Consider the following 19,540-nt stretch of genomic DNA (forward strand, 5'->3'; position numbering starts at 1 on the left):
CGATCCGCAGCGGATCATCCGCCCCCGGGTGGGCATGTGCACAATCCGGGGCGGGGGCCGCGGCGCCGCGGGTCGGGGGAGTGACGGGGGTGTTTCCGAGGGCTTGACAATTGGCCCATTGGCATATTGGCTAGGCCAGTCGCTCCTATGAGCTGAGTCACACCCCTCCACCGAAGCTCGAATGGCCGGTCATGACACCCCAGCTGCTCACCATTCTCGTGCTCGCGGCGATGTTCGTCGTCGCGACCGTCTTCCCCATCAACATCGGCGCACTCGCCTTCGTCGCCGCCTTCCTCGTCGGCACCCTCGCCCTGTCCATGGAGGCGGGGGAGATCCTCGGCGGCTTCCCGGCCGACCTGTTCCTCACCCTGGTCGGTGTCACCTACCTGTTCGCCATCGCCAAGAACAACGGGACCGTCGACCTCATGGTCCGGGCGGCCACCCGCCTGGTCGGCGGCCGGGTGGTGGCCATCCCCTGGGTGATGTTCGGCATCACCGCCCTGCTCACCGCCGTGGGCGCGCTCAGCCCCGCGGCCGTGGCCATCGTCGCGCCCATCGCCCTGGGCTTCGCCGCCAAGTACCGGATCGACCCCCTGATGATGGGCATGATGGTGATCCACGGGGCACAGGGCGGGGGCTTCTCCCCGGCCAGCGTCTACGGGGTCACGGTCAACACCATCGTGGCGGACAACGGGCTCGACGTACACCCCGTGACCCTGTTCCTGGGCAGCCTGGTCTTCAACCTCGCCATCGCGTTCGTGCTGTTCATCGCCCTGGGCGGCCACCGGCTCGTCGGGGTCAGGGTGGAGCGGTCCGAGAGGGAGGCCGTCGCCGCGGGCGGCGGGGGAGCGGGCGGGGGCGGCGGCACCGCCGTGGCCACCGGCGGCTCCGGCACCGGAGCCGGGGAGTCCGGCACCGGAGCAGGGGAGTCCGGGGCCGCGCCGGCGGTCCGGTTCGACCAGGTCGCCACCCTGCTGGGCATCCTCGCCCTGGGTGTGCTGGCCCTGGGCTTCGGCCTCAACGTCGGGTTCGTCGCCATGACCGTCACGGTCGTCCTGGCGCTCATCTCGCCCCAGGCGCAGAAGAACGCGATCTCCCAGATCAGCTGGCCCACGGTGCTGCTCATCACCGGCATGCTGACCTTCGTCGGCGTCATGGAGAGCGCCGGGACCATCGAGTACGTCGGCCTGGCCGCGGCCGGGCTGGGCGCGGCCCTGCTGGTCGCCCTGGTGCTGTGCTACATCGGCGGCATCGTCTCGGCCTTCGCCTCCTCCACCGCCATCCTGGGCGCCACCATCCCGCTGGCGGTCCCGTTCCTGCTCATGGGGGAGGTGAGCGCGACCGGCGTCATCGTCGCGCTGGCCGTGGCCTCCACGATCGTGGACGTCAGCCCGTTCTCCACCAACGGCGCCCTGGTCCTGGCCAACGCCACCGGGGTGGAGCCGGAGAGGTTCTACCGGCGGATCCTGGTCTACAGCGCCATAGTGGTGGTCCTGGGACCGCTCGTGGCCTGGGGCGTCCTGGTCGTGCCCGGCCTGCTGTGACGCCCGCGGCTCCGGCCGAGCGGTGACGGCCCGGCGCGGGGACCCCGCGCCGGGCCGCCCGCGTCCGGGGCTCAGTTCGCGGCGCGCTCGGGCACGTCGCCCACCTGCGACACCAGCCGCAGGTGGCGGCGCATGGCCTCGGCGGCCATGTCCGGGTCGCCCAGCCGGATCGCCGAGGCGATCTTCTCGTGCCCGGCCAGCGAGTCCTGCGGCCGCCCCGGCTGGGACAGCGACTCCAGGCGGGTCTCGCGGATCATCGGGGCGAGCTCGTTCATCATCCGGGTGAGCAGCCGCGAGCGCGCCGCCTCGGTGATCGCGGCGTGGAACCGCTCGTCGCCCTCCACCCCGCGCCCGCCCGCGCGCAGCTCGGCGCGCATGAGGTCCAGGGCGGCGTCGACGGCGGCGAGGTCGTGCTCGGTGCGGCGCTCGGCGGCCAGCTCGGCGAGCTTGACCTCCAGGGCCTGGCGGGCCTCGATGATCTCCGCCCGCCGGTTGGCGCGGTCGCGCAGCAGGGCCAGCACGCCCTCCTCGGAGGTGGTGCGGCGGATGATCGCGCCGTCGCCGTGGCGCACGTCGATGATCCCCTGCACCTCCAGCGCCACCAGGGCCTGGCTGAGCGAGGCGCGGCTCACGCCCAGGGAGGCGGCCAGTTCCCGCTCGGCGGGCAGGCGGTCGCCGGGGGTCAGGCCGGCCTCGCGCATGTACTCCACCAGCCGTTCCACCAGCTGCTCGTAGAGACGAGGCCGTGCCGGTGGCCGGGGGGTGGGCTTGGTGGGCACGCGGGCGGGCTCCTTCCGGCTCGGGCTGGGCGGACCTCCAGAGTAGTCCGGGAGCGTCGGTGCGGTCGACCGGGCCCGCGGGGGGTTCCCCGCGCGGGAAGGGGATGTCGGCCTTCACAAAGCCGGGGGCGTGTGCCATGCTGACGAAGAGACCCAGTGGCCTAGCCACTGAGCCAATGGAGTGGCCGCTGAACCGACACGGCAGGCCGCCGGGCCACTGGGTCGCCGAACCGATAAGGAGATGCCGATGGCCACCCGGTACGGCGCCCGAGACCTCCTCGACCGGATCCTGGACCCCGGGAGCTTCCGCTCCTGGGACACCACGCCCGTCGACGTGCGCCCCGACCCCTCCTACGCCGCCGACCTCGCCCGCGCACGCGCCGCCTCCGGCTGCGACGAGGCGATCCTGACCGGCGAGGGCCTGCTGCGCGGCCGGCGCGTCGCCGTCGCCGCGGGCGAGTTCGCCTTCCTCGCCGGGTCCGTCGGCGTGGCCGCCGCCGAACGCCTGGTCACCGCCGTCGAACGCGCCACCGCCGCCCGGCTGCCGCTGCTCGTCTCCCCGGCCTCCGGCGGCACCCGCATGCAGGAGGGCACCGTCGCCTTCCTGGCGATGGTCAAGATCGCCGCCGCCATCGCCGCCCACAAGGCCGCCGGGCTGCCCTACCTCGTCTACCTGCGCGACCCCACCACCGGCGGGGTCCTCGCCTCCTGGGGGTCCCTGGGCCACGTCACCGTCGCCGAACCCGGCGCCCTCGTCGGCTTCCTGGGCCCGCGCGTGTACAGCGCCCTGTACGGGGCCGACTTCCCCGAGGGCGTCCAGCGGGCGGAGAACCTCCTCGACCACGGCCTCATCGACGCGGTCCTGCCGCCCGAGGAGCTGCCCGCCATCGCCGACCGCGCCCTCACCGTCCTGCTCGCCCGCGACACCGGCGACGCCCCGCCGCCGCCCGCCGAGCCGGCCGCGGCCACCCCCGCCTGGACCGCCGTCACACGCTCCCGCCGGCCCGGCCGGCCCGGGGTGCGAGCCCTGCTCCGCCACGCCGCCACCGACGTCGTCCGCCTGCGCGGCAGCGGCGAGGGCGAGTCCGACCCCGGCCTGCTGCTGGCACTGGCCCGGTTCGGCGGCTCCTCCTGTGTCCTGCTGGGCCAGGACCGCGACCGCCAGACCCCCGAGCACCCCATGGGCCCGGCCGCCCTGCGCGCCGCCCGCCGCGGCATGCGCCTGGCCGACGAACTGGGCCTGCCCCTGGTCACGGTCATCGACACCCCCGGCGCCGCCCTGTCCAAGGAGGCCGAGGAGCAGGGCATGGCCGGGCAGATCGCCCGCTGCCTCACCGAGATGGCCACCCTGGCCGCGCCCACCCTCGCCCTCCTCCTGGGCCAGGGCACCGGCGGCGGCGCGCTCGCCCTCATCCCCGCCGACCGGGTGCTGTGCGCCCAGAACGCCTGGCTGTCCCCCCTGCCCCCCGAGGGTGCCAGCGCCATCGTGCACCGCACCACGGAGAAGGCCGCCGACCTGGCCCGCGACCAGGGCATCGGCTCCACCGACCTGCGCGCCCACGGCATCGTCGACCGGATCGTCCCCGAGCACGACGACGCCGCCGACGAGCCCGAGGAGTTCTGCCGCCGCGCGGGCCTGGCCCTGCGCCACGAGCTCGCCGCCCTCACCCGCGCCCCGGGCGCCGCCCGGCGCGCCGCCCGGGCCGCCCGCTACCGCCGCCTGGGCCTGCCCTCCTGACGGGCCCGCCTCCCCGCCTCCCGCACACCACCACCGAAGGAGCCACATGGACCGCGAACGAGGACCGCTGCAGGGCACCGTCGTCGTCGACCTGTCCCGCGCCCTGGCCGGGCCGCACGCCGCCATGCTGCTGGGCGACCTGGGCGCCCGCGTCATCAAGGTCGAGCAGCCCGGCACCGGCGACGAGACCCGGGGCTGGGGCCCGCCCTTCGTCGGCCCCGAGGACGAGCGGATCAGCACCTACTTCCTGTCCTGCAACCGCAACAAGGAGTCCATCGAGCTGGACCTGAAGTCCCCCGACGGGGTCGAGCAGCTCACCCGCCTGGTCCGCGCCGCCGACGTGCTCGTGGAGAACTTCCGCCCCGGCGTCCTGGACCGGCTGGGCTTCTCCGCCGAACGCCTGGGCGAGCTCAACCCCCGCCTGGTGGTGTGCTCCATCAGCGGGTTCGGCCACGACGGCCCCGAGGGCGGCCGCGCGGGGTACGACCAGATCGCCCAGGGCGAGGCGGGCCTGATGAGCCTGACCGGCCCCTCCCCGGACGAGCCCACCAAGGTCGGGGTGCCCATCGGCGACCTCCTCGCCGGGATGAACGGCGCCCAGGGGGTGCTGGCCGCGCTCGTGCAGCGCGAGCGCACCGGTACCGGCGCGGTGGTGCGCACCTCGCTGCTGTCCTCGATCGTCGGCGTTCACGCCTTCCAGGGCACCCGCTGGACGGTGGCGGGCGAGGTGCCCCGCGCGATGGGCAACCACCACCCCTCCATCGCGCCCTACGGCGCCTTCGCCTGCGCCGACGGGGTCCTCCAGGTCGCCATCGGCGGCGAGTCGCAATGGTCCAAGTTCGCGGGCCTGCTGGGCCTGGACGCCCAGGACCCCCGGTTCCGCGACAACGCCGCCCGCGTCGTCCACCGGGACGACCTGATCGCCGAGGTCGAGGCGGTGCTGGGCACCGCGCCCCGGGACGAGTGGCTGCGCCGCATCGGGGACATCGGCGTCCCCTGCGGGGCGGTGCGCACCATCGACCAGGTCTACGAGTGGGAGCAGACCCGCTCCCAGGGACTGGTCCTGGACGTGGAGCACCCCGTCCTGGGACGGGTGGAGCTGCCCGGCTCCGCGCTGCGCTTCGCCCCCCACCGCGGGGACGGGGGCGCGCCGCCCGCCGCGGAGGGGCACCTGCCGCCGCCGCTGCTGGGCGAGCACAACGAGCGGATCCGCGCCTGGCTGGACTCCCTGGAGGAGAGCCGCGCCGCCTGACCGCGGCCGCGGGCCCCCGCTCACAGACGGCCCGCGGCCGCGGGGTCAGCCCGCCTCCCGCGGCCGGCGGTCCAGGGCGCGGTCGACCAGGCGGGCGGCCGCGCCGGTGTACCGCACCGGGTCGCAGAGGGCGGCGAGGGCGTCCGGAGCGGCGGCGCCCTCGAGAGCGGGGTGTTCCGCCAGGACGTCGGCCAGCGGCCGCCCGGACGCGGCCGCCTCGGCCGAGCAGGCGTCGAGGACCGCGCGGGCCCGGGGCCGTCCCAGGCGGGGGGTCAGGGCGGCGGCCACCCGTTCGCTGGTGGCGGCGCCCCCCGTCAGGGCGAGGTTCGCGCGCATGCGGACGGGGTCGGCCTCCAGCCCCCGGGCCAGCTCGACCATGGTGTGCGCCGCGCCGCCGGTGAGCCGCAGGCATTCGCGCAGCGGCTGCCACTCCGCGTGCCACGCCCCGGGGGAGCGCTCGTCCTCGGCGGACAGGCACTGGAGGACGCCCGCCGTCAGGACGGGCACCTGGAGCGCGGCCGTGCGCACCATCGTGGCCAGCACGGGGTTGCGCTTGTGCGGCATGGCCGAGGACGCCCCGCGTCCGGCGGGCGAGGGCTCGGCGACCTCGCCCACCTCGGTGCGCGACAGCGTGAGCACGTCCACCGCGACCTTGCCCAGGGCCGCGGCGGTGAACCCGAGCGCGGACGCCACGTCCGCCACGGGGGTGCGCAGCGCGTGCCAGGGGAGCCGCTGCGGGGCCAGCCCCGTCTCGCGGGCGAACCCCCGCACCAGGGCGTCGTAGAACGCGCCCGGGTCCTCCTGATGCCCGGGCGCGGCGTAGGCCAGGTACCCGCCCAGCGTCCCCGCCGACCCGCCGAGCGAGACCGGCAGCCCGCCGTCGAGCACCCGGTCGATCCGCTCCACGGCGTCCAGCACCAGCGACCGCCACCCCGCGACCCGCAGCCCGAACGTCGTGGGCACCGCGTGCAGCGCCAGCGTGCGCGCCGCCGCCGGGGTGTCCCGATGGGCCCGGGCCGTCACCGCGAACGCCTCCGCGGCGGCCGCGAGGTCGGCCCGGACGGCCTCCAGGGCGCGCCGGCAGACCAGCATGGCGCCGGTGTCGAAGATGTCCTGGCTGGTGGACCCGCGGTGCACGTGTTCGGCGGCCGCGGGGTCGCGCGCGGCGACGCGCCGGGTCAGCTCCGACACCAGGGAGACGACCGGGTTGGCGTGCTCGCGCGAGGCCACCGCGATGACGCGGGGGTCGGGCGCCCCCTCGCGCACGACCTCGGTGATGAGGTCGGCCGCCGCGCGGGGCAGCACCCCCAGGCCGGCCTGGGCGCGCGCCAGCGCGGCCTCCGCGTCCGCCATCGCCTGGAGCCAGGCCGCGTCGTCGACCAGGCGTTCCACGGGGGTGCCCGCCCGGCCGGGGGAGAGCAGGCCGGTGTCCGCGGCCGGGGCGTTCATACGATGACCCCCGTCGACTCGATGCCGGTGGCGGTGTGCGGGACCGCGGGCACGTGGGCGACCGGCGGCAGGGCGAGCACGGCCCGGGCGATGGCGTCGGCGTCCTTCAGCGTGACCGAGTCGGACTCCGGCCGCACCCCGGCGGCGGTGACCCAGTGGACGGACTCGGTGGGCACCCCGTACGCGAAGCGCCGGGGGTGGGCCTGCCCCCGCCCGTCGACGACCCGGTACGGCCGCTCGGTGACCGTCAGCCCGCCGGTCTCGTACGGCTCGCCCCCGCTGGCGGCGATCCGGTAGGGCGTCGCCTGGTCGCTGTCGAGCAGGTGCCGCAGCAGGGGATCGTCGGTGCGCAGCAGGTCGGGCACGGGCAGCCGCGCCTCGATGAGGACCCGGGACCGCACCGGCGGACCGGGGACCAGCGGTGAGGAGGCGGTGAAGACCGCGGGCCCCGTCTCCAGGCGCACCTGGGTGCCCGGTCCCAGCACCTCCACCACACCGGCCTCGACGAGCGCGATCAGTTCCCGGATCCGGGAGGCGGGCGGTCCGATGGACAGGTACGCGTTGAGCGGCGTGTACTCGCCGTCGAGGTCGTCCCGGTGCGAGTGGCCGTCCAGCCCGCCGTGGTCCACCAGTTCCCGGATCTCGTTGCGCAGGTCGCGCAGCACGTCCAGGGCGCTCTTGAGCGGGCCGTCCACGTTGCCCCGCTCGGCCTCGCGGACGTCGCGGCGCAGGTGGTCGAGCAGCCAGGAGCGGAACGCCGCCCGGTCGGAGAAGCGCTTCCCCGCGCAGGGGCGGGCGACGCGCTCCCAGTCCCACCGGTCCGCGGTGCGGATCCCGTACTCGTCCGGCAGCAGCGCCGCCCCGGAGGGCGACGCGGCGACGTAGCGGTCGGCGAACTCCAGCGCCTCCCGCGGCCGCCCCTGGGAGCGCAGCAGGGCCGCGTAGTAGACCGCCTCCACCTCCCGGGAGACGAGCGGCCACAGGTCCCGGGCGAAGTTCAGGGTGTCGCCGGACTCCGCCCGGAGCCGGCCGATGGCCTCCGGGGTGAGCAGCCGGGGCCGGTGCCGTCCGGCCACGCCCTTCTGGTTGCGCCCCCGCGCGTGGTAGGGCACCCCGCGGCGGGAGAACGCGTACAGGCGGGGTTCGCGGCCGGAGGGGAGGTACACGAGCCCTCCGTCGCGCTCGGCGTACCGCCCGCCGCGCTCCTCGGTGAACAGGGCCGTGTAGTCGAAGAAGTTCAGGCCGAGCCCGCGCAGCAGCACGGCGGCGCCGGGCTCGATGCCGTCCAGGTCGGCGTCGGCCGGGTTGACCGGGGTGATGTAGGTGAGGTGGTGGATCCGGGCCAGGCTCGCGGTGCGCGCCTCCTGCGCGGTCGACCGGACGGGCAGGTGCCCCTGGGCGAGGACGATGGCGTCCAGGTGGTTGAGCCGCGTCCGGTCCTGGAGCCGCAGCCCCTGGGGGCCTCCGGGCACGCCGTAGGTGTCGGCGATGGCCACGGCGCGGGAGCGGTGCGTCCGGACCTCGACGTGGCCGGGCGCGGCGTCGACGACCCGCGCGAAGCAGGCCCGCAGGTACCGGCCGTAGAAGACGCGCGTGGGATAGGAGTCCGGCCCCAGGGAGCGGGCCTCCTCCAGGATGTGCTCGTCGTGGTCGCCGTCCCCGCCGAACAGGGCCGTGTCCCGGGCCCACTCGTACAGGTTGGGGCCGGGCTCGATCGGCCCCTCGATCACCACGCTGTGATCGGTGAAGGCGGTGATCTGCGAGGCGACGGTGTTCATCAGCAGCCTGCGCGACTGCCCCTCCCGCCACACCGCGCCCGGCCCCGGTTCGTGCGGGTCGATGACGTGCACGGTCAGGTGCGAGCACGAGGGGCGCGCCCGCTCGTTGGCGCAGATCCGTTCCAGCAGGGCGAGGCCGCGGGGCCCCGCCCCGACGACGGCGATCTCGGTTCGGCCACCGCCGTGGTGGGCGTGGATCCCGGACACGTTCTGTCACTCCCTTGTGCGACGGACGAGAGGGGGCGGGACGCGCGGAGCGCCCCGCCCCGGGTGGGGCGCGGGGCCCGGGTCATTCGGCGCGGTCGGCGGCGACCAGACGGGCCGCCAGCTCCAGCCGCTTGATCTTGGTGGTGGCGGTCTGGGGCAGCTCCTCCAGCCGCCGGTGCACGGGCGCCTCCAGCGGGGGCAGGTCAGCGGTCGCCGCCTCCCAGGCGGCGGGGTCCAGCGGCCGGTCGTCGCGGGTGCACACCACGGGGACGGGGGAGCCCTGGGCGGAGGGGACGATGACCACCTCGACGAGGTCGGGCAGCCGGGTGAACAGCTTGTCCTCGATCTCCAGGGTGCTGTCGATGCCGTCGATCTCGTCGACCTCGCGGTCGAGCAGGTGCAGGCACCCCCACTTGCTCCGGTAGCCGACGTCGCCCATCCGCCACCAGCCGCCGTTGACCTGCTTGCGCCAGCGCGCGTGCTCGCCCATGTAGGTGATGATGCGGCCGTCGCTGCGGACCTCGATGTACCCCGGGGAGGACTTGGAGGGGGTCCTCCCGTCGCGGGGGACCACCCGGACGTCGGTCATGCCGGGGAACGGGAAGCCCACGCAGCGGCCGTCGGCGTCCGGCGAGCGGTCGCGCGAGTAGGTGCGCGCCGCGATCGGACCGACCTCGCTCTGCCCGTAGGCCTGGGCGAACAGCGGAACGCCGCGCCGGGAGGCGCGCAGCATGGTGTGCACGGTCCGGGGGTGGATGGCGTCGAAGGTGCTGCTGAAGTACTTGACGTTGGCCAGCGGCTCGCGGGGGTCGTCCGCCAGCACCTCCCAGCGCAGGAAGGTGTTGGGGTGCGCCTCGATGAACCCCGGCCGCACCCGGGAGAAGAGCTCGGCGACGTGCTCGGGGGCGTCGTCGCGCAGGATGACCAGCGGGTGCCCCTGGAGGATCGAGATGGGCATCGCCGTGTACATGCGCGAGTGGACGAAGGACACGTGGACCGCGATGGGCTCGCTGCGGCCCACGGCGGCGGCGACGACGGCGGCCTGGGGCCGGTAGCGCGACTGGAAGGTGAACCCGGTGTGCACGGCCAGCTTGGGCAGGCCGGTGGTCCCCGACGTGTGGGTGACCATCGTGGGGTGGTCGGGCGGCATGATGACCGGGCGCACCCGGGGGGTCCCGGCCAGGGAGGCCAGGGACACGGCGCCCTCGTACTCCCCGGAGGCCAGGATGACCCGCTCGCTGAGGTCGAACACCTCGGCGGGGAGCTCCTTCTCCAGCTTGGCCTGGTCGGTGAGCAGGTAGGGCCGGTCGACCCGGCGCAGGAGCGCGGCGACGGTGTCCCCGTCCAGCTTCGCCGACAGCATGACGGGGACGGCGCCCACGCGGTTGACCGCGCAGGCCATCAGGGAGATGTCGAAGCCGTCGGACTTGTGCACGACCACGTGCTCTCCCGGGCGGACCTTCAGCGCCCACAGCCGGGAGGCGAAGTCGTCCACCAGGTCGGCCGCCTCGGTCAGGGTCAGGCGGCGCCCGCGCTCGGGCGCGATGTCGAGGTCGTGGTCGAGGATCAGCGGACTCGCCGGGTGCCGGGCCGCGGCCCGGTCGAACAGGCTGCCCAACCGGATGCCCTGGTTGGCGATGCGTTGGAGGAACATGGCTTCGGTGTCCTTCGGGTTCGGGGGGTCAGGCCTTCTCGATCACGGCCTTGATCCGGGCCAGTGTCATCGCCAGGTCGTCCTCGAGCTTGGCGGTCCAGTCGGTGATGAAGCGCTCGCGGTCGGGCTCGCTCAGATCGGCGGTGATCTTGTGGATGCCTGCGGTCGCCCGGCCCATGCGGAAGTGGTGTTCGAGGTAGGACTCGGGGCCGTCGGCGCCGGTGTCGAAGCCCCAGATGCTCTCCTGGTCCTCGCCGGCGTGGGACAGCATCATCCAGCGGAAGGTCCGCCCCGGCTCGGCGGCCACCACACGGCACTCGGTGTGCCAGGTGCCGCGGATCAGGGGCGCCCAGCCCACGACGTCCCGGGGCCGGTGGTTCTCCCCCCGGAAGACCGAGCCCACCTGCGCGGGCTCTCCGTGGATCCACTCCCCGCCGCGGCACTCGGGGCTCCACTCGGCGCTGCGGGGCAGGTCGGAGACCACCGCGTAGATCTCGTCGGGGGAGGCCGCGACGGTGATCCGGGCCCGGAGGTCGAAGAGGGGGCTGCGGTCGATGACGGAGACGGGTGTGTTCATGGGGAGAGGATCGCAGCGGCACGGATCCGGTGGCCAAGCATCGGGCCAGGGTTGGTCAAGTCCTCCCGGCGCCCGCCCCGACCCGCAGCACGAACCGCCGCCCCCGGGCGCGGCCTGTCTCGACGGCGCGGTGCGCCTCGGCGGCCGCCTCCAGCGGCAGGACCTCCACCTCCCGCGGGCGCAGGCGCCCGTCGGCGATCAGGGGTCCCAGGTCCGCGACCGCGCGGGCGAGCTCCCCGGTCGACGCCTGGGAGATGGCGAACCCCGTGACGGTGCGGTCCAGCAGGTAGAGGTCGCCCACCGGGATGACGGCCCGGGTGCGCATGCCGGCCAGGAGGACGATCCTCCCCCGCCGGGCCAGGACGCCCAGGGCGTGGTCGACCTCGTTGCGGCCCGCGGCGTCGACGTACACGTCGACCCCGTCGGGGCACAGGCGGGCCAGGCGGCGGTGGACGTCGGGGGCGGCGCGGTCCACGACCGCGTCGGCGCCCAGCTTCGCGCAGTAGTCCGCGTCGTGGGCCGAGGCCACGGCCACGACCCGGGCCCCGGCGTCCACGGCCAGGGCCACCGCCGCCCCGCCGACGTTCCCGCCGGCGCCGACCACGGCGACCGTCTCGCCGGCGCGCAGCCGGCCGCAGCGGAACAGGGCGGCGTGCGCCGTCGCGGCGGGGTGGGCCAGCGCCACCGCGTCGACGGGGTCGGCCCCAGAGGGCAGGTGGTGGAGGTGGTCGGCGGGGACGGCGACCCGTTCGGCCGCCGCCCCCGGGCGCCCGGCGTATCCCATGCTCAGCGACCAGACCCGGTCCCCGGGGGCGAAGCCGGACACCCGCTCGCCGGTGGCGGCGACGGTGCCGACCAGGTCCCGGCCGATGACGAACGGGAACGACAGAGGGGTGCGCCAGGCACCCGAGCGCACGAAGGTGTCGACGTGGTTGACGGCGGTGGCGGTCACCTCGACCAGCACGTCCGCCGGTCCGGGGAGCGGGTCCGGCAGGCGCCCGTGGCGGATCTCGTCGGCCGGGCCCAGACGGTCTATGTATGCGGCGTCCATGTCCATGGAGTGTGGCCGCCCGCGGCCCGGCGCGGGCGGGTTCGCACGGAGTGTGTCACCTGGGTCCGCGGCTGCGCCCGAGGCCGTCCAGCAGGGTCTCGGCGGCCCGCTCCCCGGACAGCAGGGCCGCCTCGGTGGTGGGCGAGTTGAAGTAGTCGCCGCAGAAGACCACCGGGGGCCGCTGCGACCGGATGACCGAGGCGGAGGCGCGGTAGCGCCCCGGGGCCGGGATCGGGAAGCCGTAGGGGCGTTCGGCGATGTGGAAGGGCTCGACGTTCTCGGGCATGTCGGGCCACAGCGTGGGCAGCAGCGGGGTGACCTCGGCGAACTGCTCCTCGGCGGGGCGGCCGATCAGCCTGCGGGTGACCGCGCGGCCCGGGTAGGTGAACAGCAGGAGCGTTTCCCTGCGCCCCCCGTCCGGGTCGATCCGGGTCCGCGTGTAGGTGATCATGTTCCGCAGCGGCGGGTCCTGGCGCCCGCCGGCCACGATGTGGGCCTGTTCGGGGAGCGTGCCGCGGGGGACGAGGTAGGACACCGAGAGCGCCGGCTCGTACCGCTGGGTGGTCAGGAACGCGCGGGTGGCGTCCGGGACGGCCTCGGCCGACAGCTTCGCCGTGATCCGGTCGGCGACGGGCGCGGGCGTCGCCACCACGACCGCGTCGAACTCCTCCTCGCCCGGGGCGCCCGTGGCGTCGGTGAAGCGGACCAGCACGCCCGATCCGGTCTCGGCCGTCTCGGTCACCTCGTGCCGCAGGCGCACCTCGCTCCCGGCCGCGTTGCGCTCGGCGATGACCTCCATCCCGTCGCGCAGCACGTGGAAGCCCGCCCCGCCCAGCCACGCCACCAGGGCGCGGGCGTGCACGGCCGAGACCTCCTCGCTGGCGAAGTTCCAGAAACCCTCGATCTGGGGGCGCAGCAGGTAGTCGAAGCCCTCGGGGGAGATGACCCGCGCCCCGTACCCGGCGGCGGTCTCGCCGTTGTCGAGGTGGGCCGTCTTGAGCGGGTCGAAAAGGTCGAGCTCGGACTTCTTGGACACCTCCCGCAGGGAGGCGATGAGGAAGGCGAACCGGTCCCGCAGCGACGCGTGCGGGTAGCGCAGCAGGTTGACCGGCGAGTCCGAGGACAGTCCCACGGCCCGGCCGTTCTTGGTGATGTGGACGTCGGTGGAGAGTTCGACCAGGTCGTTCTCCAGGCCGTACTCCCGGATGAGCGCGCCCATCCGCTCGTAGAAGCTCACGAACATGAGGTTGATGCCGACATCCGGCTCCAGTTCGGGCCGGTGCCAGGAGCGGGCCCGGCCGCCGAGGCCGTCCGCCCCCTCGAAGAGGACCGTCTCGGCGCCGTCGCCGGCCAGTTTCTTCGCGGCCGCGGTTCCGGCCATTCCGCCACCGACGATCGCGATCCTGCGGGGCATGGTGAACTCACTTCCGTCTTCGGTCGGGCGTGGGGGTGACCGGGTCCGGGCCGCTCCGGGGGCGGAGCGGCCCGGACACCCCGCCCGCGGCGTGCGCGGGCGGGACGGGCGGCGGGGGCGGCGCATTCACCCCGCCGCCCAGGCGGGTACGGGCCCGCCTGGCGGGTGGGGCGGCCGCCGGTCCGGAGGAGGTCCCGGCGGCCGCACGGGGGGCGGTCCGGTCAGGCGCCGGAGCGGGCGAGCGGGAACCGCTCGCCGCGGACCGGCTGGCCGGGCTCCAGGCCGCCCAGGTCGTCGCCCGGGAACAGGTAGCTGTAGACGGGGTTGGGGCGGTACACGGCGTCGGCGTCCATGTACACCGTGCCCAGCGAGATCCGGGTCGTGTCGGTGTTGTTGGCCCCGGCGGAGTGGATGACCCGGCCGTGGTGGAAGTGGACGTCGCCCGCGCGCAGCGGGACGGTCACACGCTCCTCCCAGGCGAAGTGCGGCCACCGGTCCAGCGGGGACATGCCGTCGTCGCCCTCCTTGGGGGTGACCTCCTTGTGCGAGCCGGGGATGAATGACATGCAGCCGCGCTCCTCGGGGACGTCGACCAGGGCGGTCCAAGCGGTCAGGGTGACCGGTCGGCCCTCGAAGGGGTGGGAGGGCGAGTCGTAGTGGATCGGGGTGGGCGCCGACAGCCCGCCGGCGGGCTTGCGGAACAGCTCGCTCTTGAAGAGCCGCAGCGGGGTCCCGGCCAGCTTCTCGGCGGCGGCGGTGACCTTGGGGTGCAGCGCGAGGCGGCGGGTCACCTCGCTGCGCAGGCCGGCGTCGGCCACCCAGTCCATGGCCAGCCCGTCCTCCTCCTCCCACAGTTCGGTCTCGCGCTCGGCGAACTGGCGCTCGGCGTCGGCGAACTGCTCGGCGACCTCCTCGGGGGTCAGGAGCGCCGGCACGTTCACGAAACCGCGCTCCCGGTAGAGCGCCACGAGCTCGTCCGTGACGATCGAGTCGATGTCCGATTCCTTCGCCACCGTCATGGTGAGGGTCCTTTCCGTTCTGGGATGGGTGGGGCGCGGCGTGGTCAGGCGCAGGACGCGGGCGTGATCCGCACGGGCAGGGAGCAGACCCCGCCCAGGAACGCCGACCCCTTGAAGACGGCCTCGCCCGCGGGCTCGATCGCCTTGGTACGGTCCAGCAGTTCGGTCAGGAACAGCCGGATCTCCATGCGGCTCAGCGGGGCGCCGATGCAGTGGTGGGGGCCGTACCCGCCGAAGGCGAGGTGCCGGTCGGCGTCGGTCCGGGTGACGTCGAACCGCTCGGAGTCGGCGAAGACCTCCTCGTCGCGGTTGGCCGCGGGGTAGGACAGCATCACCCGCTCGCCCTTGCGGATCTCCACCCCGCGGACCTCGGTGTCCTCCTGGGCAGTGCGCAGGAAGTGCCGCACCGGGGAGGTCCAGCGCAGGATCTCCTCCACCGCGTTGGGGATCAGCTCCGGCTCGGCCCGCAGCAGGGCCAGCTGGTCGGGGTGGCGCATGAGCTCGTACAGGCCCCCCGCCAGGGAGAACGCCGTGGTCTCGTACCCGGCGTCGGCGATGAGCATGTAGTAGGTCGTCAGGTCCGGCTCCACCAGCAGCTCGCCGTTCACCCGCCCGTTGGCGATGGCCGACGCCAGGTCGGAGGTGGGCTCGGCCCGGCGGGACTCGGTGATCCGGGCGAACATGGCCAGGGTCGCCTGCCAGTTGGCCTGGGCGCCCTCCGGGTCCTTCTCCCAGGCCATGGTCTGGGTCGACCGGTACATCCGCTCGAAGCTCTCGTCGGGCAGCCCCAGCAGGGCCATGACCGTGCGCAGCGGGAAGCGGGCGGCGACGGTCTCGACGAAGTCGCACTCGGGGCCCTGCTCCAGCAGCTCGTCCACCGACTGCCGGGCGAGCTCGGCCACGTGCTTCTCGATCTCGCTGATGGCCTTGTACCTGAACCAGTTCTGCGCGATGGCCCGGTGCGCCCGGTGGTCCTCGCCGTCGCGGTGGGGGAGGGGCTTGAGGTCCTCCTCCGCGGTCTCCTCCGGGGGCTCGGTGTACTCCAACAGCGGTCCGGGCCGGTTCGTGAACAGCTCCGGGCGGCGCTCGATCGACGTGATGTCCTCGTGCCGGGTCACCAGCCAGAACGAGCGGAAGTCGGGGCTCTCCGCCAGGGCCACCGGCCGTTCCCGGCGGTAGCTCCCCAGGATCGCGAACATCTCCTCGGGGCGGCGCCACCGGGAGTCGTCGGCGAGCACCGCCAACGGCGTCAAGCTCTGGGTGTTCGTCACGGTCAACCTCGCCTTGTCAGGGGAGTGGTGCGGGCGGGCCCGTCGGCCCCGCGCCCCCGCCGGGGGCGCCGGGGCGGGCGCCGCCGGGGGGCGTCGACGGCTCAGACTCTGGCACCGGCGCCGCGGGCCGACCAGGGCGGTGCGCCGAATGTGTCAGGTCAGCAGCCCCGTTCGGCGCGACCATAACCGGAGCCGAACGTCTCCCGAACGGTTCCGATGGAGACTGCGTGCCAGGGCGTGTTCCGCGCGCACCGTCCGCCGCGGGGAGAAGGACCGCGCCGTGTGCGTCCGTCCGATGCGGTGGCGGGCGACGGACGGGAGAAGGGCCCGCGGAACACGCCCACAGGGGCACCGTGCGTGAGGAGTCGGGATGGGCAGTGCATCGCGGTTGGTGATCATCATCGGCAGCACACGCAAGGGGCGTGTGGGGCCGGTGGTCGCCGAGTGGTTCGCCGAGCGGGCCCGCCACCACGGGTTCTTCGACGTCGACGTGATCGACCTCGCCCAGGCGTGGCTGCCCGACATCCTGATCACCGACCGGGCGGAGGAGCCCCCGCAGGCCGTGCGCGACCTCAAGGGGTGGCTGCGCGCCGCGGACGCCTTCGCGATCGTCACACCCGAGCACAACAACGGGTACCCGGCCGCCCTGAAGAACGCCATCGACTGGTGCGTCGTGGAGTGGCGGACCAAGCCGGTCGGCTACGTCTCCTACGGCGGCGCCGCCGGCGGCCTGCGCGCGGTCCAGGCCCTGCAACCGGTCCTCACGGAACTGGGGGCGGTGAACGTCCGCGAGACGGTCAGCCTGCCCCACTACCCGGAGCGCTACGACGGCGGGCCGGTCTTCACGGTGCTGCCGGAGCACGACGCGCACTCCCTGGCCCTGCTCGACTGCCTCGCCTGGTGGGCCCGCACCCTCCAGGACGGCAGGGAGCGCGCACCCTACCCCGGCGAGCCGGGGTCCCCCGGTCCGAGCGCGGAGGACCCCGCGCCCCCGGACCGACCGCACCACGAGGAACGGAGAAAGTGATGTCCCCAGCGGAACCCGGCGCGCCCGTACGCGCCACCCCGAGGCAATGGGCGGGCCTGATCGTCCTGGCCCTGCCCACCATGCTGCTCTCGCTGGATCTCACCGTGCTCTACATGGCGATCCCGCACCTGGGGGCCGACCTGGGGGCGAGCACCACCGAGCTGCTGTGGATCATGGACATCTACGGGTTCATGGTCGCCGGCTTCCTCATCACCATGGGGACCTTCGGCGACCGCATCGGCCGGCGGCGCCTGCTGCTGATCGGCGCGGTGGCCTTCGGCGCGGCCTCGGTGATCGCGGCGTTCTCCGTCAGCACGGAGATGCTCATCGCCGCCCGCGTGCTCCTGGGGATCGCCGGAGCGATGCTCATGCCGCCGACACTGGCCCTGATCACGGTCATGTTCAAGGACCCCAAGCAGAGGTCGATGGCGGTGGCCGTCTGGCTCATGTCCTTCACGGTGGGAGGCGTCCTCGGCCCGGCCGTGGGCGGCCTCCTCCTGGAGTTCTTCTGGTGGGGGTCGGTGTTCCTGCTGGCCGTCCCGGTCATGGCCGTCCTCCTGGTCGCGGGCCCGTTCCTGCTGCCGGAGTACCGGGACTCCTCGGCCGGGCGCATGGACCTGGTGAGCGTGGCCCTCTCGCTGACGGCCATCCTGCCCGTCGTCTACGGCATGAAGGAGATCGCCGCCGACGCGGCGGTGCGGGCGGTGCCGCTCCTCGCCCTGGCCGTGGGCCTGGCCGCGGGCGCGCTCTTCGTGTACCGCCAGCGCAGGATCGCCCACCCGCTGCTGGACCTGAGCCTCTTCTCCAGCCGCACGTTCACCGGCGCCCTCCTGGCGCTGCTGCTCGGCCAGGTGGTGTTCTACTCCTTCACCTACCACTTCACCCAGTTCATGCAGCTGGTCCAGGGGCTGTCGCCGTTCGCGGCGGGCCTGTGGTTCATCCCCCTGGGCATCGCCAGCGTCGTCGGCGCGACCGCCGCCCCGATCCTCGCGGCGAAGTACCCGCCGGCCACGGTCATCGGCGCGGGGCTGGCGCTGTGCGCGCTGGGGTTCGGCGCGATGGCCTTCGTCGGCCCGGCCTCCGGCCTGGTCCTGTTCATGACCGGCGCGGTCGTCGGGATCCTGGGCGCCCAGCCGCTGCTGGCGCTGAGCACCGACATGGTGGTCAGCTCCGCGCCCCCGGAACGGACCGGCACGGCGTCGGGCATGTCGGAGACCGGCGCGGAGTTCGGCGCGGCCATGGGCATTGCCACGTTCGGCTCGCTGGGCGCCGCCATCTACGCCTCGCGCGTGGGCGGGCTGCTGCCGGAGGGACTGTCGGCCGAGGAGGCCGAGAGCGCCCAGGGGAGCTTCGCCGGCCTGATCGGCGTCGTCGAGGGCCTGTCCGGCCCGCTCGCCGACCAGGTGCTGGCCGCGGGCCGCGAGGCGTTCATGAGCGGCATGAACGCCGTGATGCTCGTCAGCGCGCTGCTCATGCTGGGCACCGCCGGCATGGTGGTGGTCCTGCTGCGCCACCTGCCCCCGATCGGGCACGAGGACGGCGCCCCGGAGGAGGACTCCGGCGAGAGCGGTGCCGCCGGGGACGCGGCGGCCGCGGAGCCGGACCGCCGCGGTGACGACGTCCCGACCCAGGGCTGACGGCGGACCCCCGTGCCGGGGCGGTCAGCCGACCAGGCGCTCCAGCCGCTCCACCATGGCCGCCGGGCCCGGCTGCGCGGCGTTCTCCGCGGCCAGCTCCCGCGCCCGGGCGCGGTAGGAGGGGGACTCCAGCAGTGTCGAGCACGCCCGGGCGATGTCCTCCACCTCCTGGCGGTCCGGGTCGAGCATGATCGCCGCACCGGCGTCGGCGATGCGGCGCATCTCCACCGCCGACACGTCCTGGATGGCGATGAGCTGGGGGACGCCGCAGGCCATCGAGGTCATGTCGGTGGCGCCGCCGCCGTGGTGGACGATGACGTCGCAGGTCGGGGCGAGCACGTCCAGGGGGACCCAGCCCGCGCGCACCTGCGGATCGCTCTCGCGCACCTGCGCGGCCACCGGCTCGGGGGCCGCGACCACCACCTCCACCCCCAGCGCGCCGATGGCGCGCGCCGTCCGCGCCAGCCGGTCGCCCTGGAACACCCGGCTGCCGCCGGTGATCGCGACCCGCGGGCGGTCGGCCCGGGTGTACATCCACGGTTCGAGGTGCCGCTGCGGGTTCGCCGGGACGAAGCGCATCGTCACCGACTCCGGCGCGCCCTCCGGGCGCAGGCTCGGCGGACAGACGTCGATGTGCAGGTCGGGCCCGGGCAGCCGGTCCAGGCCCAGCCCGTCCAGGACCGGGCGCAGCACCTCCATCGCCCCGGGGTGGTAGATGGAGGCGTCGCCGCGGTCCCACTCCAGCATCACCCAGGGGACCGAGAGCCGCTGGGCCAGGAGCGCGGCCCCGTAGTACATCGGGCTGCCGACCACGAGGTCCGGCCGCCAGTGCTCGGCCATCTTCACCAGGGGGTCCAGGGATTCGACGCCGATCTCGGCGTACACCCGCCCGGCGGCCCGCGCCGCCCCCTCGGGGTCGGCGGGCATGCCGGCCATGAACGCCATGACGTCGTCCAGGTCGATCGGGGAGGTGCGCACCGCGGGCAGGCCCACGGACACGATGTCCGGGAGCACCCACTGGATGCCGGCCATGAACACCTCGTGCCCCGCGTTGCGCACAGCCGTGGCCAGGGCCGCGTGGGTGTAGACGGTCGCCGGACTGTTGCCGGGGATGAACAGCGCCTTCATCGGTTCTGCCTTTCT

General features: G+C 74.5%; 15 protein-coding genes. 5 read left to right on the forward strand and 10 right to left on the reverse strand.

The genetic code is table 11. The features are described from left to right. Nucleotides 1–191: 191 nt before the first annotated feature. Nucleotides 192–1,544: an SLC13 family permease gene (locus K1J57_RS22740; protein ID WP_220560644.1), complete on the forward strand. Its 1,353-nt coding sequence runs from the start codon at nucleotides 192–194 to the stop codon at nucleotides 1,542–1,544. A gap of 71 nt (nucleotides 1,545–1,615) precedes the next feature. On the opposite strand, the gene K1J57_RS22745 is transcribed toward K1J57_RS22740, so the two are convergent. Further along, nucleotides 1,616–2,266 (reverse strand): FadR/GntR family transcriptional regulator, encoded by a 651-nt coding sequence (locus K1J57_RS22745; protein WP_220565716.1) that lies wholly within the window; start codon nucleotides 2,264–2,266, stop codon nucleotides 1,616–1,618. A gap of 304 nt (nucleotides 2,267–2,570) precedes the next feature. On the opposite strand from K1J57_RS22745, the gene K1J57_RS22750 reads away from it, so the two are divergent. After that, the gene (locus tag K1J57_RS22750; RefSeq protein ID WP_220560645.1) at nucleotides 2,571–4,061 is read left to right on the forward strand and encodes a carboxyl transferase domain-containing protein; all 1,491 of its coding nucleotides are present in this window, start codon (nucleotides 2,571–2,573) and stop codon (nucleotides 4,059–4,061) included. A gap of 46 nt (nucleotides 4,062–4,107) precedes the next feature. Beyond that, nucleotides 4,108–5,313, forward strand: coding sequence for a CaiB/BaiF CoA-transferase family protein (locus K1J57_RS22755; protein ID WP_220560646.1), 1,206 nt, complete (start codon nucleotides 4,108–4,110; stop codon nucleotides 5,311–5,313). Nucleotides 5,314–5,358: 45 nt separating this feature from the next. Here K1J57_RS22755 and K1J57_RS22760 read toward each other — a convergent pair whose 3' ends face one another. The 8 genes from K1J57_RS22760 to K1J57_RS22795 form a co-directional block, all read right to left on the reverse strand. After that, entirely contained in the window at nucleotides 5,359–6,762 is a 1,404-nt protein-coding gene (locus tag K1J57_RS22760; protein WP_220560647.1) for a lyase family protein, read from the reverse strand. Beyond that, on the reverse strand, nucleotides 6,759–8,747 hold the full coding sequence (locus K1J57_RS22765) for an FAD/NAD(P)-binding domain-containing protein (RefSeq protein ID WP_220560648.1): 1,989 nt from the start codon (nucleotides 8,745–8,747) through the stop codon (nucleotides 6,759–6,761). The genes K1J57_RS22760 and K1J57_RS22765 overlap by 4 nt, the downstream gene beginning before the upstream one ends. An 82-nt stretch (nucleotides 8,748–8,829) precedes the next feature. Continuing rightward, the gene (locus K1J57_RS22770) at nucleotides 8,830–10,401 is read right to left on the reverse strand and encodes a class I adenylate-forming enzyme family protein (RefSeq protein ID WP_220560649.1); all 1,572 of its coding nucleotides are present in this window, start codon (nucleotides 10,399–10,401) and stop codon (nucleotides 8,830–8,832) included. Between the two features lie 28 nt (nucleotides 10,402–10,429). Further along, nucleotides 10,430–10,978, reverse strand: coding sequence for an SRPBCC family protein (locus tag K1J57_RS22775; RefSeq protein WP_220560651.1), 549 nt, complete (start codon nucleotides 10,976–10,978; stop codon nucleotides 10,430–10,432). A 55-nt stretch (nucleotides 10,979–11,033) separates the two neighbouring features. Next, nucleotides 11,034–12,029 carry a zinc-binding dehydrogenase gene (locus K1J57_RS22780; protein ID WP_220560653.1) on the reverse strand — a complete coding sequence of 332 codons (996 nt, stop codon included), beginning with the start codon at nucleotides 12,027–12,029 and terminating at the stop codon, nucleotides 11,034–11,036. Between the two features lie 55 nt (nucleotides 12,030–12,084). Then, nucleotides 12,085–13,443 carry an FAD-dependent oxidoreductase gene (locus K1J57_RS22785; protein WP_220560654.1) on the reverse strand — a complete coding sequence of 453 codons (1,359 nt, stop codon included), beginning with the start codon at nucleotides 13,441–13,443 and terminating at the stop codon, nucleotides 12,085–12,087. A 221-nt stretch (nucleotides 13,444–13,664) separates the two neighbouring features. Continuing rightward, nucleotides 13,665–14,462 (reverse strand): phytanoyl-CoA dioxygenase family protein, encoded by a 798-nt coding sequence (locus K1J57_RS22790; protein ID WP_220560655.1) that lies wholly within the window; start codon nucleotides 14,460–14,462, stop codon nucleotides 13,665–13,667. A gap of 44 nt (nucleotides 14,463–14,506) precedes the next feature. Then, nucleotides 14,507–15,733 (reverse strand): cytochrome P450, encoded by a 1,227-nt coding sequence (locus K1J57_RS22795; RefSeq protein ID WP_220560656.1) that lies wholly within the window; start codon nucleotides 15,731–15,733, stop codon nucleotides 14,507–14,509. Nucleotides 15,734–16,103: 370 nt separating this feature from the next. Here K1J57_RS22795 and K1J57_RS22800 point away from each other — a divergent pair, with 370 nt between their 5' ends. Together K1J57_RS22800 and K1J57_RS22805 are read left to right on the forward strand one after the other, a co-directional pair. After that, entirely contained in the window at nucleotides 16,104–16,760 is a 657-nt protein-coding gene (locus tag K1J57_RS22800; RefSeq protein ID WP_220560657.1) for an NADPH-dependent FMN reductase, read from the forward strand. Next, nucleotides 16,760–18,397, forward strand: coding sequence for an MFS transporter (locus tag K1J57_RS22805; RefSeq protein WP_220560658.1), 1,638 nt, complete (start codon nucleotides 16,760–16,762; stop codon nucleotides 18,395–18,397). Before K1J57_RS22800 ends, K1J57_RS22805 begins: the two co-directional genes overlap by 1 nt. A gap of 24 nt (nucleotides 18,398–18,421) precedes the next feature. Here the strand turns inward: K1J57_RS22805 and K1J57_RS22810 are convergent, their stop codons facing one another. Continuing rightward, a complete protein-coding gene (locus tag K1J57_RS22810; RefSeq protein WP_220560659.1) occupies nucleotides 18,422–19,525 on the reverse strand; it encodes a nucleotide disphospho-sugar-binding domain-containing protein in 1,104 nt (367 codons plus the stop codon). Nucleotides 19,526–19,540 lie beyond the last annotated feature (15 nt).

The organism is Nocardiopsis sp. MT53 (assembly GCF_019598965.1).
In the GTDB taxonomy this organism is placed as follows: domain Bacteria; phylum Actinomycetota; class Actinomycetes; order Streptosporangiales; family Streptosporangiaceae; genus Nocardiopsis; species Nocardiopsis changdeensis.